This window comes from Clostridium sp., from assembly GCF_036660475.1.
In the GTDB taxonomy this organism is placed as follows: domain Bacteria; phylum Bacillota; class Clostridia; order Clostridiales; family Clostridiaceae; genus Clostridium_J.
On sequence record NZ_JAVXAO010000005.1, the window covers coordinates 122,133 to 144,915 of the forward strand.

General features: G+C 31.4%; 23 protein-coding genes. 3 read left to right on the plus strand and 20 right to left on the minus strand.

All coding sequences use genetic code 11. From position 1 onward, the window contains the following. Positions 1-162: 162 nt before the first annotated feature. Together RSA29_RS08860 and RSA29_RS08865 are read right to left on the minus strand one after the other, a co-directional pair. A complete protein-coding gene (locus RSA29_RS08860; protein ID WP_346943186.1) occupies positions 163-864 on the minus strand; it encodes a hypothetical protein in 702 nt (233 codons plus the stop codon). Positions 865-1,005: 141 nt separating this feature from the next. Then, positions 1,006-1,773: an arginine deiminase family protein gene (locus RSA29_RS08865; RefSeq protein ID WP_346943185.1), complete on the minus strand. Its 768-nt coding sequence runs from the start codon at positions 1,771-1,773 to the stop codon at positions 1,006-1,008. A 214-nt stretch (positions 1,774-1,987) separates the two neighbouring features. On the opposite strand from RSA29_RS08865, the gene RSA29_RS08870 reads away from it, so the two are divergent. Further along, complete coding sequence (locus RSA29_RS08870; RefSeq protein ID WP_346943184.1) at positions 1,988-2,890, plus strand: DMT family transporter; 903 nt, start codon at positions 1,988-1,990, stop codon at positions 2,888-2,890. Between the two features lie 62 nt (positions 2,891-2,952). Here the strand turns inward: RSA29_RS08870 and RSA29_RS08875 are convergent, their stop codons facing one another. From RSA29_RS08875 to hflX, 5 genes are all read right to left on the minus strand, one after another. Continuing rightward, the gene (locus RSA29_RS08875) at positions 2,953-3,693 is read right to left on the minus strand and encodes a YebC/PmpR family DNA-binding transcriptional regulator (protein WP_346943183.1); all 741 of its coding nucleotides are present in this window, start codon (positions 3,691-3,693) and stop codon (positions 2,953-2,955) included. A 112-nt stretch (positions 3,694-3,805) separates the two neighbouring features. Next, on the minus strand, positions 3,806-4,453 hold the full coding sequence (locus tag RSA29_RS08880; RefSeq protein WP_346943182.1) for a YigZ family protein: 648 nt from the start codon (positions 4,451-4,453) through the stop codon (positions 3,806-3,808). 33 nt (positions 4,454-4,486) lie between these two features. Beyond that, entirely contained in the window at positions 4,487-5,392 is a 906-nt protein-coding gene (locus RSA29_RS08885; RefSeq protein ID WP_346943181.1) for an EamA family transporter, read from the minus strand. Beyond that, positions 5,385-6,059 (minus strand): HEAT repeat domain-containing protein, encoded by a 675-nt coding sequence (locus tag RSA29_RS08890; RefSeq protein ID WP_346943180.1) that lies wholly within the window; start codon positions 6,057-6,059, stop codon positions 5,385-5,387. The genes RSA29_RS08885 and RSA29_RS08890 overlap by 8 nt, the downstream gene beginning before the upstream one ends. Positions 6,060-6,300: 241 nt before the next feature. Beyond that, a complete protein-coding gene (hflX, locus tag RSA29_RS08895) occupies positions 6,301-8,088 on the minus strand; it encodes a GTPase HflX (protein WP_346943179.1) in 1,788 nt (595 codons plus the stop codon). Between the two features lie 132 nt (positions 8,089-8,220). Between hflX and hpt the strand changes: the two genes are divergently transcribed. Continuing rightward, on the plus strand, positions 8,221-8,748 hold the full coding sequence (gene hpt, locus RSA29_RS08900) for a hypoxanthine phosphoribosyltransferase (protein WP_346943178.1): 528 nt from the start codon (positions 8,221-8,223) through the stop codon (positions 8,746-8,748). A gap of 90 nt (positions 8,749-8,838) precedes the next feature. Here hpt and yunB read toward each other — a convergent pair whose 3' ends face one another. Next, the gene (yunB, locus tag RSA29_RS08905; RefSeq protein ID WP_346933875.1) at positions 8,839-9,471 is read right to left on the minus strand and encodes a sporulation protein YunB; all 633 of its coding nucleotides are present in this window, start codon (positions 9,469-9,471) and stop codon (positions 8,839-8,841) included. Positions 9,472-9,657: 186 nt separating this feature from the next. On the opposite strand from yunB, the gene RSA29_RS08910 reads away from it, so the two are divergent. Further along, the gene (locus tag RSA29_RS08910) at positions 9,658-12,108 is read left to right on the plus strand and encodes a transglycosylase domain-containing protein (protein WP_346943177.1); all 2,451 of its coding nucleotides are present in this window, start codon (positions 9,658-9,660) and stop codon (positions 12,106-12,108) included. 117 nt (positions 12,109-12,225) lie between these two features. Here RSA29_RS08910 and spoVAE read toward each other — a convergent pair whose 3' ends face one another. The 12 genes from spoVAE to RSA29_RS08970 all read right to left on the minus strand — a co-directional run bounded on the left by spoVAE (position 12,226) and on the right by RSA29_RS08970 (position 22,529). Next, on the minus strand, positions 12,226-12,579 hold the full coding sequence (spoVAE, locus tag RSA29_RS08915) for a stage V sporulation protein AE (protein ID WP_346933893.1): 354 nt from the start codon (positions 12,577-12,579) through the stop codon (positions 12,226-12,228). 7 nt (positions 12,580-12,586) lie between these two features. After that, positions 12,587-13,603: a stage V sporulation protein AD gene (gene spoVAD / locus RSA29_RS08920; protein WP_346943176.1), complete on the minus strand. Its 1,017-nt coding sequence runs from the start codon at positions 13,601-13,603 to the stop codon at positions 12,587-12,589. A gap of 4 nt (positions 13,604-13,607) precedes the next feature. Beyond that, entirely contained in the window at positions 13,608-14,060 is a 453-nt protein-coding gene (gene spoVAC / locus RSA29_RS08925) for a stage V sporulation protein AC (RefSeq protein ID WP_346933872.1), read from the minus strand. Between the two features lie 162 nt (positions 14,061-14,222). After that, positions 14,223-14,978, minus strand: coding sequence for an RNA polymerase sporulation sigma factor SigF (gene sigF, locus RSA29_RS08930; RefSeq protein WP_346933871.1), 756 nt, complete (start codon positions 14,976-14,978; stop codon positions 14,223-14,225). Positions 14,979-14,986: 8 nt separating this feature from the next. Continuing rightward, on the minus strand, positions 14,987-15,421 hold the full coding sequence (gene spoIIAB, locus RSA29_RS08935) for an anti-sigma F factor (RefSeq protein ID WP_346933892.1): 435 nt from the start codon (positions 15,419-15,421) through the stop codon (positions 14,987-14,989). Positions 15,422-15,432: 11 nt separating this feature from the next. Next, on the minus strand, positions 15,433-15,768 hold the full coding sequence (gene spoIIAA / locus RSA29_RS08940; protein ID WP_346933870.1) for an anti-sigma F factor antagonist: 336 nt from the start codon (positions 15,766-15,768) through the stop codon (positions 15,433-15,435). A 346-nt stretch (positions 15,769-16,114) separates the two neighbouring features. After that, positions 16,115-16,750, minus strand: a complete 636-nt coding sequence (locus RSA29_RS08945) for a cyclodeaminase/cyclohydrolase family protein (protein ID WP_346943175.1) — start codon at positions 16,748-16,750, stop codon at positions 16,115-16,117. Between the two features lie 18 nt (positions 16,751-16,768). Then, positions 16,769-18,019, minus strand: coding sequence for an imidazolonepropionase (gene hutI, locus RSA29_RS08950; protein ID WP_346943274.1), 1,251 nt, complete (start codon positions 18,017-18,019; stop codon positions 16,769-16,771). 190 nt (positions 18,020-18,209) lie between these two features. Beyond that, positions 18,210-19,106: a glutamate formimidoyltransferase gene (gene ftcD / locus RSA29_RS08955; protein WP_346943174.1), complete on the minus strand. Its 897-nt coding sequence runs from the start codon at positions 19,104-19,106 to the stop codon at positions 18,210-18,212. A gap of 99 nt (positions 19,107-19,205) precedes the next feature. Then, on the minus strand, positions 19,206-20,729 hold the full coding sequence (hutH, locus tag RSA29_RS08960; RefSeq protein ID WP_346943173.1) for a histidine ammonia-lyase: 1,524 nt from the start codon (positions 20,727-20,729) through the stop codon (positions 19,206-19,208). 229 nt (positions 20,730-20,958) lie between these two features. Next, positions 20,959-21,843 (minus strand): DMT family transporter, encoded by an 885-nt coding sequence (locus tag RSA29_RS08965; RefSeq protein WP_346933866.1) that lies wholly within the window; start codon positions 21,841-21,843, stop codon positions 20,959-20,961. A 32-nt stretch (positions 21,844-21,875) separates the two neighbouring features. Then, positions 21,876-22,529, minus strand: a complete 654-nt coding sequence (locus RSA29_RS08970; RefSeq protein WP_346943273.1) for an exopolysaccharide biosynthesis polyprenyl glycosylphosphotransferase — start codon at positions 22,527-22,529, stop codon at positions 21,876-21,878. Positions 22,530-22,783 lie beyond the last annotated feature (254 nt).

Consider the following 22,783-nt stretch of genomic DNA (forward strand, 5'->3'; position numbering starts at 1 on the left):
ATCACAACCTTAATCGTTAATTTTCCATTTATGACCCATGATACCAAAAACATATATGTTTTACAACATAATATTATCACATTTTTTAAATTAGTGTAACCAATATGACTTTATGGTATTAATGATATGATCATATAATTCTTTACACTTTTTATTTATTATTCAAACTTCCACCTTAGCAAATGGGCTAACTTTAATAGCACCACTATATTGGTAAGGATAAGAATCTTCCAAATGACTAAGGTAACGAACCCATTGATATGCTAATGCTTTATACACCCTAGTTGTATCAACTTTAAGATGATTATAATCTGTATCACTAAGTTTTTTATCCTTGAAAAATATAAATTCATCTCTTAAATGCATTAATGATATAAGTAAATCAGCAAAAGATTCATGCTCCAAAATGCTTTCATTACCTATAAGCTGAGCCAGTACATCTCTACTAGCTAACAGTGTTTCTTCAAGCTTAAAATAATTTATCTTATGAAAATTTATATCATGCGGATGTATTTTAAGCTTACTTTCAACTACCTTTAAATCTGAAAAATCCAATTTAAGTATTTTAGCTTCTTCATCACTATCTACCATTAACCCCAATAGCTTGTACCCGACATCACTGAAAAAGAATCCTATTATCATATTTAACCTTCCTAATCGCTCTAATCTCTGACGTTTTTCCATTAGTTTTTCAAAGACTAATGTAACCGCAAGTATGTTTATAGGAATAGAACATATATTCATCAGTGAATAATACATTGTATTTTTTAATTCTCCAAATACTAAATAATGAGCATAAAACATTGTTAATGATAAAACTATCAATCCCAATGAAACAAATATATAGTGTCTTAACTTTTTCATTTAATTCCTCCAAATGGCATATAATCTGTTTCTATTATATACCATTAAATTTAACTATTAAATATATTTATAATAGTTAAAAGATATGAAATTTAAAGATTACATCTTTAATTTCATATCTCTTAATTTAAATTTATTATTTTAGAATCTAAGTGATAGACAACTTAATCCACCATCTATTTTTCTGTATTCTGAAGTATCAACTTCCATAACCTTGTATCCTGCATTCTCTATAGCTGCTTTAGTAGTTGGATATCCTTCCGGTACTATAACTACATCATTTACCCATATACAATTTGCAGAATAACTTTCATCATTATTAATTACTATTTTATTAAAACTTTCAAACTCTGGGCTTGTTACAAATTCTCCAGCCACAAGTAAATTATTATTTTCTATATATGAAAGTCCCGTCTTGAGATGTAATACTTCCCTTAATGAAACAATCGAACCACTTAATTCATACTTCTCAAGAATCTCAATCATTTGTCTTGCACCGTCTTCATTTGTCCTTGCAGAAAGACCAATGTAAAAATGATCTCCCACCATCATTATATCTCCTGCTTCAACAGTTCCTGGATCTCTTATATATTCGATTTTATCAAAAAAATTTTCAAGCGCCTTTTGCATATCTGGTTGTAAAACTTCATTTCTTCTACTGATAGCACCCGGGCGAGTAATTATTACACATTTTCTTGTACAAAGTGCTACATCTTCTACAAAACAAGAATCTGGAAACTCTTCATTTGCTTCTAATACAGTAACTTCCACTCCACATTTTTTTAAGGTGTCAATGTATTTATCATGTTGTTTTAATGCTAACTCATAATTTGGCTTTCCTAAATTAGCCGTTGTTATTCCTTCTACTAACGCATTACATGGTCTTCTTACAATTACATTATTAAACATCTTAACTCCCCCTAAAACTTTTGAAATTTTTTTACATAAGTATTAACTTTAGTATGTAGATTTATAATTATAGCTTTTAATATATACTACCATATTTTTAGTTTATTTTCTAGTATTTGTAATAATGCGTTTAATTGTTAACATATGTATTATATTGTAGTATAATGTAACTAAAATAAATTTACCAATAAAATTTATATTTAAGGAGACTATTATGAGAAATAAAGGGTATTTGCTAATAGCTTTAGCAGGAATCTTATGGTCACTTCTTGGAATTCTTGTAAATGGATTGATAAATAATAATTTTACCCCTGAACAAGTTGGCTTCACCAGGCTCTTTTTAGGCTTTCTATTTTTATCTGCATATTCATTTTTTAAAACCCCCAACTCCCTAAAATTAAACAAAGTAACATTTATGTATTCTTTAATTATTGGTATTATCACTCAAGCTTTATTTAATCTTAGCTATTTCAATGCTATTAATAAAATTGGAGTTTCATTGGCTGCAATCCTTTTATACACATCCCCAATATTCCTAGCTATATTTTCTAAATTAATCTATAAGGAACACTTAAACAAAAACAAAGTTTTTTCTTTAGCTTTATGCTTTATTGGAGCCCTTATGAGTTTAACTGGAGGATTTTTAAATTTCTCAACCCTTAGCATATCTGGCCTACTATTAGGATTATGCTCAGCTTTGACCTATGCTTTAATGCCTATTATCAGTAAAACTGCCTTAAAATCCTGTGATAGATTTTCTCTTTTAATATATGGATTTCTCTTTGGTTCAATATTAATGGCCCCATTTGCAAATCCCCTAGAAATACTTCCACTTCTTCATGATAAGAATAATATAATCTTGTGCCTATGCCTTGGATTATTACCTGGCGCTTCTGCCTATATATGCTATGTATCCGGCATAAATACCGATATAGAGTTATCAAAAGTTGGTATAATCAGCTCTATTGAATTAATTATCTCCGTTATTATAGGTTGGGTTATACTAGATGAACCTTTTTCCATTATTAAGTTAATAGGGCTTTTCACTATGATTTTATCTATATTTATAGTAAAAGATAATGTGAATCCAAAACAAGATATTAAAGAAACTATATAACCTTTATAATGTATAAATAACCCCCTATAGCCTCAGCTATGGGGGGTTCTATTCTTTAAGTATTAACCTTCCCAACCTTCTGGGAACTCTGCATTATGATAGACGTTTTGAACGTCATCATCATCATCAAGGACATCTAACATTTTTTGAATCTTAATCGCAACTTCTTCACTAACTTCAGTATATAAGTCTGGAATCATTTTAACCCCTGCTTCTAAGAACTCAATTCCATTAGATTCCATTGCTTCTCTTACTGTACCAAAGTCTTCTGGTGTTGTTGTCACTATGAATACCTCATCTTCTGATGCAAAATCCTCTGCACCAGCATCTAAAGCCATCATCATTAATTCATCTTCATCTAGCCCATCAGTTCTCTCTATGATAATTTCTCCCTTACTTTGGAACATGAATGAAACACATCCGATATTACCCATATTTCCACCTTGTTTAGAGAATGCATATCTTACATTTCCTGCTGTCCTATTCTTATTTTCAGTAAGACATTCAACTATAACTGCTATTCCTTCTGGACCATATCCTTCATACATTATAGTTTCGTAATCTACATTACTTAACTCACCTGAAGCTTTTTTAATTGCTCTATTTATTGTATCATTAGGCATGTTTGCAGCCTTTGCTTTTGCTATAACGTCTCTAAGCTTAGCATTTATTTCTGGATTTGCCCCACCATTTTTAGCTGCAACAACTATTTCTTTACCAATTTTAGTGAAAATCTTACCTCTTTTAGCATCTATTTTACCCTTTTTACCTTGGATATTACTCCACTTTGAATGTCCTGACATATACATTCCCTCCCGCATTATATATAATTGTTAACTTTAAAATCAATGTACCTATTATAACATAATATGTATAATAATTTCAAATTCAAAGCTCATGTCCTGATTTTCCCCTCTAGTAAGCTCTAAAATATCTATGTCCTTCTTTAAATAAATACTCATGTTCATCTTCACATATATTAACCCTACCATTTGTAGCCTCTACAAATGCAGCAATTATTTCATCCCTATTGCTTACCTCTACAAATATTGATAATTCTACCATATCTGTATATATTGTATCTTCTATATGCCAATTATTTGTGCCACACAAATATTGAATTTTACCAATCAAATCATACTCTAATATAATCTTTAAACTAAGACCTTTTACTTTTTCCACTACTCCAGCTTCTTCAATTGCGGTAGATGCCCCTTTAGAATATGCTCTTATAAGGCCTCCTCCACCAAGTAGAATCCCACCAAAATATCTAGTAACCACCACAGCTACATCTGTTAAATCATTCTTTTTTATAACTTCTAATACCGGTATACCTGCAGTTCCCTGTGGTTCCCCATCATCACTATATCTCTGTATACCCTTATTTTCTCCAACCACATACGCATAAACATTGTGGGTTGCTTCTTTATGCTTACTTTTTATCTCACTAACAAATGCTTTTGCTTCATCCTCTGTATTTACTCTTTTTATATACCCTATAAATACTGATTTTTTCTCTTGAAACTCTGATATAGCATTTCCCTTAACTGTAAAATAACTCATTATTTAACCACCTAACATTACTTAATTACCTCTCTAACTCATAAGAACTATGGCTACTATTGTAAGACCTATTGCAATAACTTCATTTCTATTTAGCTTCTCATTAAAAAATATTACTCCACAAAAGTTTGTAACTAATATAGTTCCTGCACTTACTAATGGAAATGCTATCACTGCTTTAACATGTTCTAATCCCTTTATTAAGAAACTAGGCATTAGAACATTTGGTATTCCTACTAAAACTCCAAAGCATATATCTAAAAATTTAACCTTTCTGTTGTTAATCAACATCATTGTAAAGCTTATTATGAATCCTGTTAGAAAGGTATAAAAAAGATATAATCCCTTATATTCTACCATCCCAAAATTCTGAAATAGTTTTGTTAAAAAGTCTCCACCTCCTGCTAATATAAATAGCCATATTAAATCTAATTTTATATTTTTTTTAGTAGTTTTATTATTAATACCCAAATTCATAACTATTATTGCTATGATTGATACTATTATACCTACTGCAGAAAGAATATCTATTGTTTCACCTAATAGTATAATTGATAATATTGTAGGAATTAACACTCCTAACTTCATAAATGTAGCTGAAACTGATACTCCATTTTCTCCCACAGACTTCTGATATAGAATAAAACTTAGAAAATATAATATTCCTGTTCCTACACCTAGTATAATTGCCAGAGCCATGGTTCCTTCTATTGAAAAAAGTTGTCCATTTGCAAATACATTATGCCCCTCAATAATAAAGTTGGAGAACCACTTAAAATGAAATACATCTAAACTATTCATCATTATAATACTTGCTATCATCCCTGATAAATAATTTATATTGGTAACAATATACCTATTACTTTCTCTACCCTCACTAAACTTGAAAACAATCGCAATTAAGGAACTACATAAGATAGCTAGTAATATATTAATCATTTTTAATATCCTCGTTCTTCGCTTGTCTCATATAATCCTCACAAGCCTTTTTAATATACTCTTTATCTGTATTCTCAAAAAGTAGTTGAACCTTCTTATCTGCTTCCCGTGTATTAATTTTTTGAAGTGATTTCACTGCATAGCTTACAACTTGAGGGTTTTTATCCTCTAAAGCTCTAATTACAGCTATTGCAGCTTTAACATCTCCTATTTTGCCAAGAGCTGAAATTGACATTCTTCTAATATTTACATGGTTATTTACTGTTGCCTTTATTAAAATATCTACACATGCATTACTACGTAGCTCCCCCATTATCCAAATTGCAGCTTCCTTATCCTTAAGCCCCATATCCATATATGATTTAGTTATAAAGTATATTAATTTTTCTCTATTTACTCTATCAATGCTATTTAAAACCATAATTCTTTCTGACTTCACTGCTACCATTAAAGTTTTAAATAATTCTGCTGGAGACTCACTTTTCACTAAAAATCTATATTTAATTTTACAACTTATAATATGTTTTTGTACTGCTGCTCTGTCTATATTTCTTATTTTACTTATAGCGTCTAAGGACTTGCCTTCTAGGCTTAAGAAATAACTTATTTCTTCATCGCTATAGTTCTCAATAAAATTCCAATCATACTTTATTAATCCTGTACTCAAATCACTATCTCCTATTGAAATTATTTGTTATTATTCGATGTTCTAATTGTATACTTACATTATTTCTTTTTCAATGATTTTCAATTGTATACGACTTTGAACTATTCATTTCCTATTAATAAAATATACTTTCACGAACTAAAAATCATTAACCTCATACAATAACCACATTTTCTTAACCACTTAAAGCTAAAGCCCATCTAGAATTCTTCTAAATGGACTTTGATTTAATTCTATTCTTCTACAACACAACATACTTTGAAGACTTATTATAAACCTCTTCATCTCCTTGAACTACAAGTACTGTTCCTTCTTCAACATACTCTTCACTCTCAACCATTGCATTTCTATGAAGATACGCTACTGCTGAGGAATCACTATATGGAACTAAAACCTTAAATAATTTTAACTTATAAGGTAATATCTCTGTACATGTACTTAGGAGTTCTTCAAAGTTTGTTTTATGCTTTGCAGATACTTCTAATATTTTATAGTTTTTAAATCTTTCTTTAAGTGAATTTAAAAGCTCCTCATTAGAATTATCTATCTTATTAAGTACTAGTACCGTTGGTTTATCCCCAGCTCCAAGCTCACTTAAAACTTCTTCAACTACAGTTATTTGTTTCTCTGCTGATTCATTAGCAGCATCCACAACATGAAGTAAAAGATCTGAATATATTACCTCTTCAAGTGTAGATTTAAAAGCTTCTACTAAATCATGAGGTAGTTTTCTTATAAAGCCTACAGTATCCGTTACCGTTGCTAATCTATTGTCTGGAAGTGCCATAGCTCTTGTAGTTATATCTAGAGTTGCAAATAACATATCTGCTTCAAAAACCTTCTCTTTAGCTACTGCTGACTTCATTGGTGAATAATCACAAAGGGCATTTCTTAGTGTTGATTTTCCAGCATTTGTGTATCCAACTAAAGATATTTTTGAGATACTCTCCTTATTTCGTCTCTCCCTTTGAGTGGCTCTTATTCCTTTTATTTTTTCTAACTCTCTATTTAAATCATATATTGTCTCTCTAATCTTTCTTTTATCAGTCTCTAACTTTTTCTCTCCTGGTCCTTTAGTTCCTATACCTCCACCGGTTCTAGACAGCATAGTTCCAAGTCCACCAAGCCTACTAAGTCTATATTTTAATTGAGATAATTCTACCTGTATTTTTGATTCCTTACTTCTTGCTCTTGTTGCAAATATCTCAAGAATTAGAGTTGTTCTATCAATAACTTTTGCACCAATTGCTTGCTCTAGATTTCTTACTTGGGAACCAGATAGCTCTTCATCAAAAATTACTACGTTAGCCCTTAGTGATTGTCTTAGATATGCAATTTCATCTACCTTACCACTACCTATAAAGAATGCAGGATCAATTTTATTTCTTTTTTGAAGAATTTCGTAAACTGGTTCCACTCTACAAGCTTTTGTAAGTTCCTTAAGTTCAGCAAGACTTTCTTCATCCTCTATAGATACTAAAATTGCTCTTTCAGTATCTTCTTCATGGACAGTATCACCCTTGAAAATTTCTTCAATGTACCTAAGTTTATCTAAGAAATTATACTTTAAAATTTCTTCTGTATTTATATTATGAATTTCATCCTCAACTAAAATATTATCCTTCACATCACAAAATCCTATGTCATAACATGTTTCCTTATCCTTGGCTACACCTATAGCTACAATACAGTCTAGCTTTAGTTTCAGTAATGCTGATATATCAAGGGCTGATAACCTTGGATTCCCATTCGGATGAGTGTGTATAACTCTAATTTGAGATAATCTGCCTTCTTTCGTATCAATCATAGGAACTTCTACAGTAGAACTATCTCCAACGGCAACACTGATAACATTTCCTTTTCTATCTATTGCAACACTTACTTCTCTTTCTATCTCTAATGTTACCTCTTTTAATAATTCACTTAATTCCTCTGTTAATATATCTGACTTCTGAAATTTCATATCATATACTAACTCTAATTTTTTCAATATGAAATTTTTTACTCCATCTACATTTCCGTTTATCATATATTTCATCTCCAACTCGGTTTTATTTCTTTATACTGTATTTCTATTTCTACCTTTTTATACTATTGACATTTTTAACTTAATTTTATACTATGAAACCACTAATGTAAATATAAATTGAGGTGTGATTACATGGAAAACAAACAAAGAAACATTCTATTTTCTAGAGAAGAACTTAATTCTGCTGTAGAAAAAATTGGTGCTAAAATCACTAAAGATTACGAAGGAAGACCTATTTATGTATTATCTTTATTAAGAGGAAGCTTTATTTTTGCAGCTGACCTTGTTAGAGAACTTGATCTTCCCACAACTATAGGCTTTATGACTACGTCAAGCTATGGTCATGGCGAAGAAAGTACTGGAGTTTGTAAAATAGTTCAAGATGTACCTGACAACATTGAAGGTATGGATGTACTAGTAGTAGATGACATCGTTGACAGTGGTATTACTATGAAATTTGTAGTAGAACACGTGAAAAAACTTGGTGCTAAAAGTGTTAAATGCTGTACTCTTTTAGATAAACCTGAAAGAAGAGCTGTAGATATTAAACCTGACTACTGTTGCTTTGAAATCCCTGATTTATTTGTAGTTGGATATGGATTAAATTATGGTGATTTATACAGAAATATTCCTTATATATTTAATTGGGAAAGTAAATAATTTCATATTAAATATATAATTTAAACACCACCACCAAAACGGTTTATAACTAATTTGGTGGTGGTGTTTCTTTTATATATATTTTGCTTTTTATTTGCCATTTAGATCCATCTGCACAGCCGTATTTGGAACTTTACCAACTATTATAGTTTCCACTATAGGTATTTGATTTACAATCTCCAAATCGCTAGTATCCGTCGGTATCATTATTCTAATTTTAGTAGTTGTTTCTATATAAATCTTATGCCTTGTTTGATTAATTCCTGCAGATTCAAAGTCTGATATATATCTAGTAGTAATATTTCCTATTGGTTGCATCCTTATTTTAACCTTAGGACCTAAATCTGATAACAGATTATTTTTTGTAATATACCCAATTGGTATCTTCAATTCAACTTCATCTATTGCATCCAATTTTTCTTGTGCTTTCAACACCGTCATAGTTGCAATCTCATTAAGCTTTAATGTGTCTGCCCTAATCATTGTAATATCATTGGCAGCATTTTTTTCAACCTTAATTATGGAATCATAATCAAATTTATTGGAGTACTCCTCGAAGATTGTCTTACTCATTATATTTGTTACTTTAGCTCTCATATGTGCATCACAGGTTACTTTAATTGTTGGTAATAGGACCTTATCTAAAGTGTATATAAATGTAACGCATCCTACCATAAATAAAAATATTATTACCGTAAATTTTATTTTACTTGACAACTTCATTGTATTACTCCTTTACAATTGTGGTATAATGTTAATAAATGTATCTTTTTTACATATGAACATTTATTAGCTTTAGCATTCTATGTATATGTTAAAAATCTTCATTGAAGAATACTATATTGTATTTTTATTCGTATATAGTTATAATATAGTATCTAAATTATATTTCATCTTAAGGAGGAGAATATGGGAGATAATAAAAAACCGACCCCCAAAAACACTAAACACAAAAAGAAAAAAAGAAAAATATTTAAAGTAATATATATAATTTTATTGTTACTAATTGTTACTGGTGTAGCTGCTGGTTTTGGAATCCTATCCGGTATGATTAAAACCGCGCCTAAGCTAGACCTAGATACCTTCCTATCTAATGGAGAGACTTCACTTTTATATACCAATAATGCTGAATACATGGATGAATATAAAACTACTGAAAGAAGACTTTCAATAGATATATCTGCTGTGCCAGAAGATCTTAAAGATGCCTTTATTAGTATTGAGGATCAAAGATTTACTGAACATAAAGGTATAGACATTAGACGACTTGGTGGAGCATTAATTCAAGATGCTAAGATTATTCTTAAATTATCTAATGACTCTATTCAAGGTGCTTCAACTATTACCCAACAACTGGTTAAATATAAGCTATTTCTTGAAGAATCAATTGATGACAGATTAAATATTGAAAGAAAAGTTCAAGAAATTTACTTAGCTCTTCAAGTTGAAAGACAATTATCTAAGGACCAAATTTTACAAGCTTATATGAATACCATATTCCTAGGTGGTAATGCCCATGGAATTGAAGCTGCATCAAATGTATATTTCGGCAAATCTATAGCCGATGGTTTAACCCTTAAGCAGTGTGCTTTCTTAGCTAGTGCAGCACAAAATCCAACTATTTCATATAACAATGCTTATGAAGCCTTTCAAAACAATGAACCCTTTGACTCACCAAGAACAAAACTTGTACTTGGTAAGATGTTAGAGCTTGGTAAAATATCTCAAGAAGAATATGATACTGCTGTTGAAGAACCTCTTACTCTGAGTTTCTCAACTCAAGAAGCAAATAAAATGGCCTATGAATGGTTCTCAAGACCAGTAATAAAGCAAGTTGCTAAAGATTTAATGTCAACCTATGGTTATACTGAATCTGAAGCTTACGATAGAATAAATTACGGTGGTTTACGAATATATACTACCATGGATAAAAACCTTCAAGATTCCGTGCAACAAGTAATGAATGATTACGTTGCTAAGTACCCTGAAGTTCAAGCCTCTGGTATAATAACAGATTATCTTAGTGGTGAAGTAAAGGCTATAATCGGAGGTGTTGGTGATCAACCATCCATGTCCTACAATAGAGCCATTTCTATAGGTAATGATGGTCAGAGCTTTAAACGTTCACCTGGTTCTAGTATAAAACCTTTAACGGTATATGCTCCAGCTATTGACTCCAAAAATCTAACTGCTGGATCGGTACTCGTAGATGGACCACTCCCTAAAGAGACAGGTTCTAAATATCCAACTGAAGATGGTCCATACAATCCAACGAATTTACCTAACGAATACGCTGGGTATATAACTGTACGAGATGCTATTAAGTATTCTAAAAACACAATAGCAGCAACCATAGTTGACAAAATTGGTTTAAACACCTCTGCTTCCTATGGAGAAAAATTTGGTCTTAGTATAACGGATAGAGACAAGACAAGTATTTCTGCACTGTCTCTTGGACAAATAGACGGAACTACGCCTTATGAAATGGCTCAAGCATTTGGTGCCTTTGGAAATCAAGGTGCTATGACAACATCTAGAATATATACTAAAGTAACTGATAAGGATGGTAAGGTTCTACTTGAGCCTAAGTTTGAATCAACTCAAGTTATATCACCTCAAGCTGCTTATATCGTTTATGATATGATGGCTGGTTCAGTTGCACAAACTGGTCCTGGTGCAGCCTTTGGCAATATGGAAGTTAGAGGTAAAACTGGTACAACTACTGATTTTAGAGATCTTTACTTTGCTGGCTTAACTCCATATTACTCTGGAGCTGTATGGCTAGGATGTGATAATAATGATAAACTACCTTTTACTGGCAGTAATATGTCTGCTGCACTTTGGGGTAAAATTATGAAAATTGCCCATGAAGGTTTAGAAAACAAATCCCTTAAAGCTCCATCTGGATTAACTAGCGCATATATCTCTAAAGATTCTGGAACCCTTCCAACGGAGCTTACAAAAAAAGATCTTAGAGGAAATAGACTTTACTCTGAGCTATTTATTACTGGAACCCAACCAACTACACTAGACAGCATTCATGTTGAACTAGAAGTGGTTAAAGGTGCCGATGGAAAATACTACTTGCCATCAGATAAAACACCTAAGGATAAAATTGAAAAAGTAGTATTTATTACTCGTGACCCTAAATATACTGGTGATATGGCTGATAATCAGTGGTTAGCACCTAAGGATAAAGATCCAACTGATTATAAGGTTGAACCTGATAAAGATAAGGATAAAGACAAGGATCCAATTAAACCTGATCCACCTAAACCTAACCCACCTAAACCTGACCCACCTAAACCTGACCCACCTAAGCCTGGGGATGGGGATGATGATAAAGAACCTAATGACTAACCTAAAAATAATAAATACATGTTATGCAAGAAAGCTTCTCAATTTAATGAGAAGCTTTCTTTATTTTACTTAACTAATTTCATTATTTACATAAGCTGCATTTTCACTACTTAGAGCTTATTTTGTTTTTGAATTAAAGATAATTGACATTATATATCCAAATACTATAGCTGCCGTTATTCCCGCAGCTGTAGATTTTACTCCTCCAGTTACAACTCCTAGAAGTCCAATTTTATCTACTTCCTCCATAACTCCCTTTGCAAGTGAATATCCAAATCCAGGTAATGGAATCCGTGCTCCCGATAATCCAAATACAGCTATCTTTTCATATATACCTAACCCTTGAAGCACAACCCCAGAAACCACAAATAATACTAAAATTCTAGCTGGAGTAAGTTTAGTTGTATCCATTAAAATTTGTCCTATAACACAAATTATACCACCTACACAAAACACTTTTAAAAATTCCATCAACATTTTATTCACCTCCGAACTCTAGCGCAATTGCATGTGCAATACCTGGGATAGTTTCCCCTTGGAGGTTTGAGGTAGTACTAAGTAATGCTCCTGTAGCAATTAATAAAACTCTTTTATATTTGTGTTGCAGCAATCCTTTATAAACCATACTACTCATTATTGTTGCAGAACATCCCGCACCACTACCACCACAGTTAGTTCCTTGGCACTGACAATCAAAGATTTCATCACCACAATCTATATAATTAGGTGCAATATTATAGCCATATTCCTTTAATAATTCAGTAGTTATTTGTTTACCTACTGACCCTAAATCACCTGTTACTATTAGGTCATAATCACTAGGTTTTCTACCTGTGTCTTCAAAGTGTTGCTTAATTGTATCCACTGCTGCTGGAGACATTGCTGCTCCCATTTCATTTGGATCCTTTATTCCATAGTCTTTAACTTTTCCAATAGTTATATGAGTTACATAAGGCGCCTTACCTTTCTTTGCTAGTATTACAGCTGCGGCACCAGTTACTGTCCATTGTGATGCTGGTGATCTTTGACTTCCCATTTCTAGTGGTAACCTAAATTGACGTTCTGCAGATGAAAAATGAGATGATGTAGCCACTAAAACATGTTCACCAAAGTCTCCTTCAAGTGCCATCGAAGCCATACATAAGGACTCTACAAATGTTGAACATGCCCCATACATACCTATAAACGGTATATCTACTTCTCTAGCCATAAAACATGATGACATTATTTGATTTAACAAATCTCCTGCAAACATGCATGAAATATCTTTTTCTTTAAGGTTCGCTCTCTCTATAACCTTTTGAACTGCATTTAATTGCATCTTACTCTCCGCAAGTTCAAAACTTTTGCATCCACACATATCATCTGCCAATATTTCATCAAAATAAATGCCTAAGGGGCCTTCGCCCTCTTTAGGTCCTACAATTGTATAAGTTGTCATTATCCTCGGTTTACTTAATAACTCTGCTGTTTGTATTCCCATTTTTCTTGCCATAACATTACCACCTAAAAAAATAATATAGTAGTCCAAGTATTACAGATGCACTTATACTATATACTAGTACAGGACCAGCAATAGTAAACATTTTTGCTGCAACACCAAATACATATCCCTCTTTTTTAAACTCTATAGCTGGTGACACAATTGAATTTGCAAATCCAGTAATAGGAACTACAGATCCTGCCCCTGAATAGTCCCCAATTTTATCATATATGCCCATACCAGTTAACAACGCTCCAATAAATATCATAATTACAGTTTCCCATGTCATTGCCTGTAATTTATCTTGACCAAAATAAATTAATATTTTAAAGATTATTTCTCCAATAATACATATTAATCCACCAGTCCAAAATGCCCTAAAGCAATTTTTTAATATGGGTGGCTTTGGTTTAGAACTTTCATACACCTTTTGAAATTGACTTTTTATCTTACTCTCCTTTACTTTCATTACGCTCCTCCTTATATAATTATAAAAGTGCTAAAGATAGTATTTGCATTTAATAGAATTTTAAACAAAAAAAAAGATGCTAATGCATCTTTTTAAACTAATACTATAAAATCTTACTGTATTTTCTGAAATTTATATAGTAAAGTTTATTTTAATTTTTCATTACCCTATAAGTCTATCCTTCATTATTTTTAAAACCTTCTTTTCTATTCTAGATACTTGAACTTGACTTATACCCATTAACTTTGCAACTTCAATTTGTGTTTTATCCTTAAAATACCTCAATATTATAATCTGCCTAGATTTCACATCTAGTTTGTTTAATGCTTCTTTTAATGCAAGTTTATCAATAACTTCATTATCTTCCTCATAAACCTCACTAAGTTTATCTATAAGAAGCACTGGAGCTCCATCATCTTGATGAATTGTATCATATAAATATTGCATACTAGTAGCAGATTCTAATGCTATAACTATATCTTCTTTTTCTACCTTAGAAAATTCAGAAAGTTCCTCAATCGTAGGATCTCGTCCTAGAGATTTTGTTAATGCGTCCTTATCATAATGAAGTTTTCTAGCTGTATTTTTAATACTTCTACTAACTTTTATCATTCCATCATCTCTAAGAAATCTTTTAATTTCTCCAATAATCATAGGTACCGCATATGTAGAGAATTTCACATTAAAACCATCATCAAAATTATTTATAGCTTTAACGAGACCTATACATCCAATTTGAAAAATATCATCATATTCATACCCTCTATTTAAAAATTTCTTACTTATAGAGGATACTAATGGTAAATTCATTTCAGTTAAATAATCTAGTGCAGAACCATCTCCTGCCTTTGCCAATCTTATAAGTTGTTTATTGTCATCATAATTGTAATTATTATTTTTATGAATTTTTCCACTCATATTTTCACCTATCTTACAGAGTTAAAAACTTTTTTCATTGTTATCGTCGTTCCCTCACCCTTTATAGACTCTACTGTTAATTCATCCATAAATGTTTCCATAACTGTAAATCCCATTCCCGATCTTTCTAAATCCGGTCTAGATGTATACAATGGTTGCATTGCCATATCCACATTATCTATCCCTTCGCCAATGTCACTTATTTTAACAGTGAGTTCATTTCCATTTATTACACCCTCTAGCTTTACATAGTTGTCTTCACTCTCATTTTTATACCCATGGATAATTGCATTTGTAACAGCCTCAGACACCGCTGTTTTTATATCGCTAATTTCATCTAGTGTAGGATCTAATTGTGCTGCAAATGCTGAAATAACAACCCTAGCAAAACTTTCATTTTTTGACAAACTAGTAAATTCAACTTTAATTTTATTCTCCATAATAATTCCTCCCACTAAATGTTCCTTAGTGCTTCTTCAACATTGTCATATATTGAAATTATTTTAAACATACCCGAAAGTTCAAATATCCTTTTAACCGCTGGTGTTACATTTGTTAAACATACTTTACCACCTCTAAGGGACATTTTTTTATACCTTCCTATTACGGCGCCAATTCCTGAACTATCCATAAAATTTACTCCAGAGAAGTTGAAAATCAAGGCTTTAAAGCCATCTTTGTCTAAAATGTCATCAACTCTAGTTCTAACTTCCTCGGCGCTATGGTGATCAAGCTCACCCTGAAGTGTAACTATCACTTTATCATCTAAAGGTTCAAACCTAAGTAACATATACTTCCCTCCAACCTATATTGTATTAATAATTATTCTATTTAGAACACTAAAATTATTATACACTAAATTTATAAACTATTACAGTATTTTCCAAAATTTTAAAAAGAAAAATAATACATATTATGTCATTTTATTGTTTCATTCTACGTTTTATCCGTTGAATAGACCTCATGTTTTCCTAATTAGAAAATAAGATCTTATTCTCTAATTCAATTTTCATAATATGAATTTCCCTAAACACTCATATTAAAAACTAATTGTATATTTAAAATATATAAAAAGGCCCAGTTTAATTAAAAACTGAACCTCTACACATGTTATTACAAATATATTTTGCACACTTTTACATATGACTATTTACAATAGCCAATATCTCTTGTTGTTTCTTCATACCATTTTCACTTAATGATTTAAGTTCTTTTCTTATTTCTTCATTATACACTTCATCCTTTATAGATGATAAATTTATTTTAACATTCATAATTGCACCCTCTACAGCACTCTGTATAAGTAGTGCAGCTACTCCGCCATCTGATATGGCATTCTTGTTACCATACTTAACACATACTAGAATTCCCTCATATACCTCATATGCTTTTCTAGCCACCTTTAATGGTACCTGTGTAGCGGCTTTATAACCTTCTTGAATTTTAGCACTTCTATTAGCCTTTTCTTCATCTGTTTCCTTCGGCATTTTAAATGCTGCCATAACCCCATTAAATGCTTCTGTATCCTCATTCATAAGATCTAAGAATTCATCCTTTTGGTTACTTGATATTACTAAGTACTTATCCACTAATTCCTTTTCTTCAGCTGATAATGCTTCGTATACTTTTTTACCTATTGTTAAGTTAAACACCATCGATGATAGTGCACTTCCTAAAGATGCACAGAGTGCAGCTACACTTCCACCACCTGGCGCTGGTGAATTTGATCCAAGTTCATCTATAAATTCTCTTATTGTTTTTGTATCTAACATACTATATTCCTCCTGTAACTACTTATTTATTTCTCTATCCACAACTATTTTACCATTTTTTATAACCTTGTCTACAGAATTAACTCCGAAATGATACACAAGATAATTTAAATTTTTGCTATTAAACATAGTAATGTCTGCTTTCTTTCCTATTTCAATAGACCCAATAGATTTTTCTCTATTTATAGCACAAGCCGCATTTATTGTCATTGCATTTATAATCTCACTTGGAAGCATTCTCATACCAAAGCAAGCAAACGTCATAACACTTTGCATAGATTCAGTAGGTGAAGTTCCTGGATTACAATCAGTAGCAAGAGCTACTGCAACATTATTATCAATCATGTCTCTTGCTCTTGCAAATTTACCAAGCATTAAATAAAATGCTGTAGATGGTAAAAGTACAGCCACTACATCATTTTCGCTAAGAGACTTTATACCTTCATCAGAAGCTGCAATTAAGTGCTCTGCTGAAATACATTTTAAATCTCCAGCAAGCTCTGCCCCTTTTACAGATTCAACCTCATCACCATGTAATTTAAGTTTTAGCCCATATTTCCTACCCTTTTCAAGTATTTCTCTGCATTCTTCTGTAGTAAATACTCCTTCTTCACAGAAGCAATCTATAAACTCCGCAAGGTTCTCTTCTGCAATAGTCGGTATCATCTCATCCATGATTAACTTTATAAACCCTTGTCTATCTTCCTTATATTCTTTAGGTATTGCATGAGCCCCCATAAACGTTGATACTATATCTATAGAGTGAGTTTCATTTAATATTTTATTAACTTCTAATATTTTTTTCTCGCTAACTAAGTCTAGACCATATCCTGATTTGCTCTCAACAGTAGTAGTACCATGATTTAGCATTATATCAAGTCTACCCTTGGCTTCTTCAACTAAATCATCTACTGATGCCTTTCTAGTGTTTTCTACTGAACTCAGTATTCCTCCACCCATTTTTAAGATTTCTATGTATCCAACCTTATTTAACTTAAGCGGCAACTCATTCTCACGACTACCACTGTAAACCAAATGAGTATGTGGATCAACAAGCCCCGGTGTAACAGTTTTTCCTTTTCCACTAATAACTACAGTATCCTCACTTATGTAAGTCTTATAATTATCATCTTTTCCAACTGCAGTTATAATATCATCAGTTATAACAATAAAACCATTCTCTATGATTTTAGCATCATTCATTTCTTTTCCTTTTTTTCTATGACTGCCTTCACAAGTTACAAGACAATCGATATTTTTAATTAAAATATCCAAAACATCAACTCCTAAACTTTAATTACCTATAATAGTTGGTATGAAATAATTTCTAAATACTAACTAATATTTTAATAACCATATTTAAATATTTCTATTTATATTTATATCATATTTGCTTGATAAGTTTCTAAGCTCCAGAGGAAATTTACACTTTCCCTGAAGCTTAGAAATGTTTAGCTAATTACTCATTTACTCTTCTCTCTAGTATTTGATCCATAGAGAAATTTTCTATTTGCAGATAATATTCTGCACTATTAATCAATGCTGCCATTGGTACAAGTCCAATAACTTCACTTCCGATAACAGGCACACCATAACGTTTTGCTTCCATCTTAATCATTTCGAAAGCTCTATAGACTGCTGTCTTCTCATAGTTTACTAGATTCATAGATACTTGAGCAATATTTCTATCCTCAAGCTTTACACCCATAGCTTTTACAAATCTTAAACCACCACCTAAGTGTCTTACAGTTTTTGCAATTGTGTCAGCAATTTTAACATCGTCAGTGCCTAAGTTTACATTAAATGCCACCAATGGTTGTCTTGCACTAATTGCTACACATCCACCTTTTACATTTACTTCACTTGGACCAAAATCTGGGGCCCAGTTAGCCTCTTTTATTTTTTCAAAGAAACCTTCATACTGTCCTTTTCTAACCGTAGCTAAATTCTCTCTATGCGGTGCTGACGCTGCTTTTTCATATAGGTATACTGGAATGTTAAATCTCTCTCCAATTGCCTTACCTACTCTGCTAGCCATCTCAACGCACTCATCCATTGATACTCCATCGATAGGTACAAATGGAACTACATCTAAAGCTCCCATTCTTGGATGTCCACCTTGGTGTACACTCATATCGATATTTTCATAAACTTTTTCTGCCATATTTATAATAGCATTTTCAAGTGCCTCTGGCTCTCCAACAACAGTTACAACAGTTCTATTATGATCTTCATCACTAGAATAATCTAAAAGCTTTACCCCTGAAACTCCTCTAAATACATTAACTATAGCCTCTATCTTATCCTTGTCTCTACCTTCACTAAAATTAGGTATACATTCAACTATTCTTGCCATATTAACTCCTCCTCTTTATTAATAATTTATACTAAATTTATTCTGTTTTGATATTAATTTTAATTTCAATAAATTTACTACACCTGTAATAAACTTATATTAATAATTAACTTTAACAACCTGTTCTACATTTTTAACTATTTCTCCACTGCATAAAAGTTCTGTAACCTTATCAATTTCTTTATACATAACTAAATCATTTTCTATAAAATCTACTTTACTTCTAACAGTGTCATAAGCAATCTTAGTTCCTTTACCTAATGTACACTCGCCTCTAAAATCAATTGCTTGACATGCCGCTAAAATTTCTGTAGCTATAACTCTTTCAACATTTCTTATGATATCTCTTGCCTTTCTTGCAGCAATTGTACCCATACTAACATGATCTTCTTGGTTAGCTGATGATGGTATTGAATCTACACTTGCAGGATGTGCTAAAATTTTATTTTCAGAAACTAACGCCGCTGCTGCATATTGAGTTATCATAAACCCAGAGTTTAACCCACCATGTTTAACTAAGAATGCTGGAAGGTCATTTAGCTGATAATTAATTAATCTTTCTAATCTTCTTTCAGATACGTTTGCAAGTTCACACATAGCAATTCCTAAAAAGTCAAAACTTAAAGCCATAGGCTGACCATGGAAGTTTCCACCGGAAATAACATCGCCCTCTTCAGTTACAATAGGATTATCCGTAACTGAATTAATTTCTATTTCAACTTTGTGCTGCACATAATTTAAAGCATCCTTAGAAGCACCATGAATTTGTGGTAAACATCTTAATGTATATGCATCCTGTACTCTTATCTCCCCTTGAGATGTTATTAGTGAACTTCCATCAACTAAAGCTAAGATATTTTTAGCAGTCTCAATTTGCCCCTCATGTGGACGTATATTGTGAGTTCTTAGGTCAAAGGCATCCTTTATACCTCTTAAGCCCTCTAATGTTAATGCTGCCGCTATATCACCGTTTTTAATTACATTTATTCCATCCCATAGTGCAAGAGTTCCAACTGCTGTCATAACTTGAGTACCGTTGATTAATGCTAAGCCTTCTTTTGCTATTAACTCAACTATTTCAATACCAGCTCTATTCATAGCTTCTCTACCATCAATAACCTCGCCTTGATACTCTGCTTCGCCTTCTCCTAACATCGGTAATACCATATGTGATAACGGTGCTAAATCTCCTGATGCTCCTAATGACCCTTTTTCAGGAATTATAGGATGAACCCCTTTATTTAGCATTTCTATTAGCGTATGTAACGTAGATAATCTTATTCCTGAATATCCCTTTGACAATGCATTTGCTCTAAGTAGTATTATTGCTCTAACTATATCAGTATCTAAACTATCTCCAAATCCACAGGCATGTGATATAATAAGATTTCTTTGAAGAGCTTTACAATCTTCACCCGATATAGATACGTCAGAAAACTTTCCAAAACCTGTAGTTATTCCATAAACAACTTTATCTTCCTCAACTATCTTATCTACTATAGCTCTTGAAGTCTTAACTCTTTCTATTGCTTCTTTACTAATTTCAACCGTATAATTATTTCTAGCAACATTTATCACATCTGCTATTGTTAAGTCATTTCCATTTATGATTACTTTATTCATTACTAATTCCCCCTTGATAATTTAAGATTATCTTCTATTAAATACTATTCTTGATAAACATAAAATAACCTTCTATTTGCCCTGTCAGAAAATTGCGAATATTTTTAACATATTATCAGTTTACCTTATTAAAGGGTTAACATTTATCCCTGTACCAAAAATTAAACCTACAATAATTTTCATCATTGCAGGTTTTCACACTTAATTCTTAATTCTTAATTCTTAATTCTTAATTCTTAACAGTATCCTTTGCTAAAGCAATCATAACTAAAATTATCATAATACTTCCAACAACTATTTTAACCGTTATTGGTTCTCCTAATACTATTATTCCTAACACTAAAGATACTATAGGCTCTAATGCACTAAATATAGCTGCATTTGTTGGTCCTATAAGCTTGACCCCTTTTAAGAAAGTCATAAGTGCGATTACTGTAGATATAAATGCAATTAATAATATAGAAATTAGTCCATAAAAATTTATTCTTCCTACAAAGCTATTACTTATTATCCCTATACCCCCACCTACAATAGCAGATATTACCGAAATATAAAAAGTTATAACATAACTATTTATATTTCTAATTTTTTTATTTGATGCACCTAACACATATATAGAATAACAAAATGCAGATGATAGTACTAGAACTACGCCCAAAGTATTAAAGTTACTCCCCTTTATATCCAACATTATAAATACACCCAATGTTGTTATTATCAAGTATATAAGTTTTTTCAATTTAAACTTCTCTTTATATATAATAATAGATAAAATCATAACCATTAAAGGATATGTATGTAGAATCATTCCCGCTATACCTACATCAATATAATTATAAGCAATAAATAATAATATCGATGTCATTGAGTATCCTACTACACCTAAAAAAAATATAATTTTAAATTGCTCTTTCGTTATCTTAAGTGAGATATTTTTACTTTTAATATAATAAAAAAGTAGTAGAGATGCAAATGTAAATCGTAGTGCGAGAGTACTTATAGCATTTGCGCCTCCTTCATATGCAAGCTTTGCAAGTATAGGCATTACTCCAAATGCCACAGATGCTATTACAATATAAAAAATCCCTCTTATTTTATCACTATTCTTGTCCATAACCTTTACTTTCCCCTAACTTATTTACTCTACTAAAATGCCCCTTCTTTTTTAAATACTTTAAACACAGTTGTAAACAATATTTCTATGTCATACCAAACAGAAAACTTACTGATATATGTCAAATCATAATAAATAGTTTTTCCTAATTCAATTTCGCCTCTTCCACTAATCTGCGCAAGTCCTGTAATCCCAGGCAATACTAATAATCTTTGATAATAATTTTCCGGGTAATATTTTACTACTTCCGGTATCTCTGGTCTTGGTCCAACCAAGCTCATATTTCCGATTAAAACATTAAATAACTGCGGTATTTCATCAAGGCTACTATTCCTTAAAAAAGCTCCCACTTTAGTTATTCTATTGTCATTTTTATTTTGAAATACAAAATTGTCCATATCACTAGGATTTATTTGCAAATCTCTTTTGCCTTCTGCCGATACTACCATAGTCCTAAATTTATATATTTTAAAATTTTTTCTATTTTTCCCCACTCTTACTTGTTTAAATAATACCGGACCTTTACTATCAAGTTTTATAGCTATCGCAATAATCAGATATACTGGTATAAGTACTATTATTCCTATAAGTGATAAAAACATATCTAAAATTCTCTTGGCAAAAAACTGCATTTTTTTGTTATCAATTTTTTCTTTTATGTTTATAATTATATTATTCTCCAAAATAAATCCTCCTCTTCAGCGTCCAAAACTATTATACCATTTATTGAATAAAAAAAATATTTTTTTATTATTAAGAATTTATTACAGTATGTATTAATATTATATGAATAAATGAAATATTTATTCTCTCCATGTATTTCCTTCACTTTATTATTTAATATATACTAAACTCTTTGTTATTGTTCATTATGTAAATTAATATCCACTCTATCTTTTCTATGTATTACATAAAAAAAGGTTTAATTATTACAATAAAT

Coding starts and splice junctions, on each gene's coding strand:
- RSA29_RS08860 (WP_346943186.1), bottom strand. CDS start 864: ATGAAAAAGTTAAGACACTATATATTTGTTTCATTGGGATTGATAGTT.
- RSA29_RS08865 (WP_346943185.1), bottom strand. CDS start 1,773: ATGTTTAATAATGTAATTGTAAGAAGACCATGTAATGCGTTAGTAGAA.
- RSA29_RS08870 (WP_346943184.1), top strand. CDS start 1,988: ATGAGAAATAAAGGGTATTTGCTAATAGCTTTAGCAGGAATCTTATGG.
- RSA29_RS08875 (WP_346943183.1), bottom strand. CDS start 3,693: ATGTCAGGACATTCAAAGTGGAGTAATATCCAAGGTAAAAAGGGTAAA.
- RSA29_RS08880 (WP_346943182.1), bottom strand. CDS start 4,453: ATGAGTTATTTTACAGTTAAGGGAAATGCTATATCAGAGTTTCAAGAG.
- RSA29_RS08885 (WP_346943181.1), bottom strand. CDS start 5,392: ATGATTAATATATTACTAGCTATCTTATGTAGTTCCTTAATTGCGATT.
- hflX (WP_346943179.1), bottom strand. CDS start 8,088: ATGATAAACGGAAATGTAGATGGAGTAAAAAATTTCATATTGAAAAAA.
- hpt (WP_346943178.1), top strand. CDS start 8,221: ATGGAAAACAAACAAAGAAACATTCTATTTTCTAGAGAAGAACTTAAT.
- yunB (WP_346933875.1), bottom strand. CDS start 9,471: ATGAAGTTGTCAAGTAAAATAAAATTTACGGTAATAATATTTTTATTT.
- RSA29_RS08910 (WP_346943177.1), top strand. CDS start 9,658: ATGGGAGATAATAAAAAACCGACCCCCAAAAACACTAAACACAAAAAG.
- spoVAE (WP_346933893.1), bottom strand. CDS start 12,579: ATGGAATTTTTAAAAGTGTTTTGTGTAGGTGGTATAATTTGTGTTATA.
- spoVAD (WP_346943176.1), bottom strand. CDS start 13,603: ATGGCAAGAAAAATGGGAATACAAACAGCAGAGTTATTAAGTAAACCG.
- spoVAC (WP_346933872.1), bottom strand. CDS start 14,060: ATGAAAGTAAAGGAGAGTAAGATAAAAAGTCAATTTCAAAAGGTGTAT.
- sigF (WP_346933871.1), bottom strand. CDS start 14,978: ATGAGTGGAAAAATTCATAAAAATAATAATTACAATTATGATGACAAT.
- spoIIAA (WP_346933870.1), bottom strand. CDS start 15,768: ATGTTACTTAGGTTTGAACCTTTAGATGATAAAGTGATAGTTACACTT.
- RSA29_RS08945 (WP_346943175.1), bottom strand. CDS start 16,750: ATGTTAGATACAAAAACAATAAGAGAATTTATAGATGAACTTGGATCA.
- ftcD (WP_346943174.1), bottom strand. CDS start 19,106: ATGGCAAGAATAGTTGAATGTATACCTAATTTTAGTGAAGGTAGAGAC.
- hutH (WP_346943173.1), bottom strand. CDS start 20,729: ATGAATAAAGTAATCATAAATGGAAATGACTTAACAATAGCAGATGTG.
- RSA29_RS08965 (WP_346933866.1), bottom strand. CDS start 21,843: ATGGACAAGAATAGTGATAAAATAAGAGGGATTTTTTATATTGTAATA.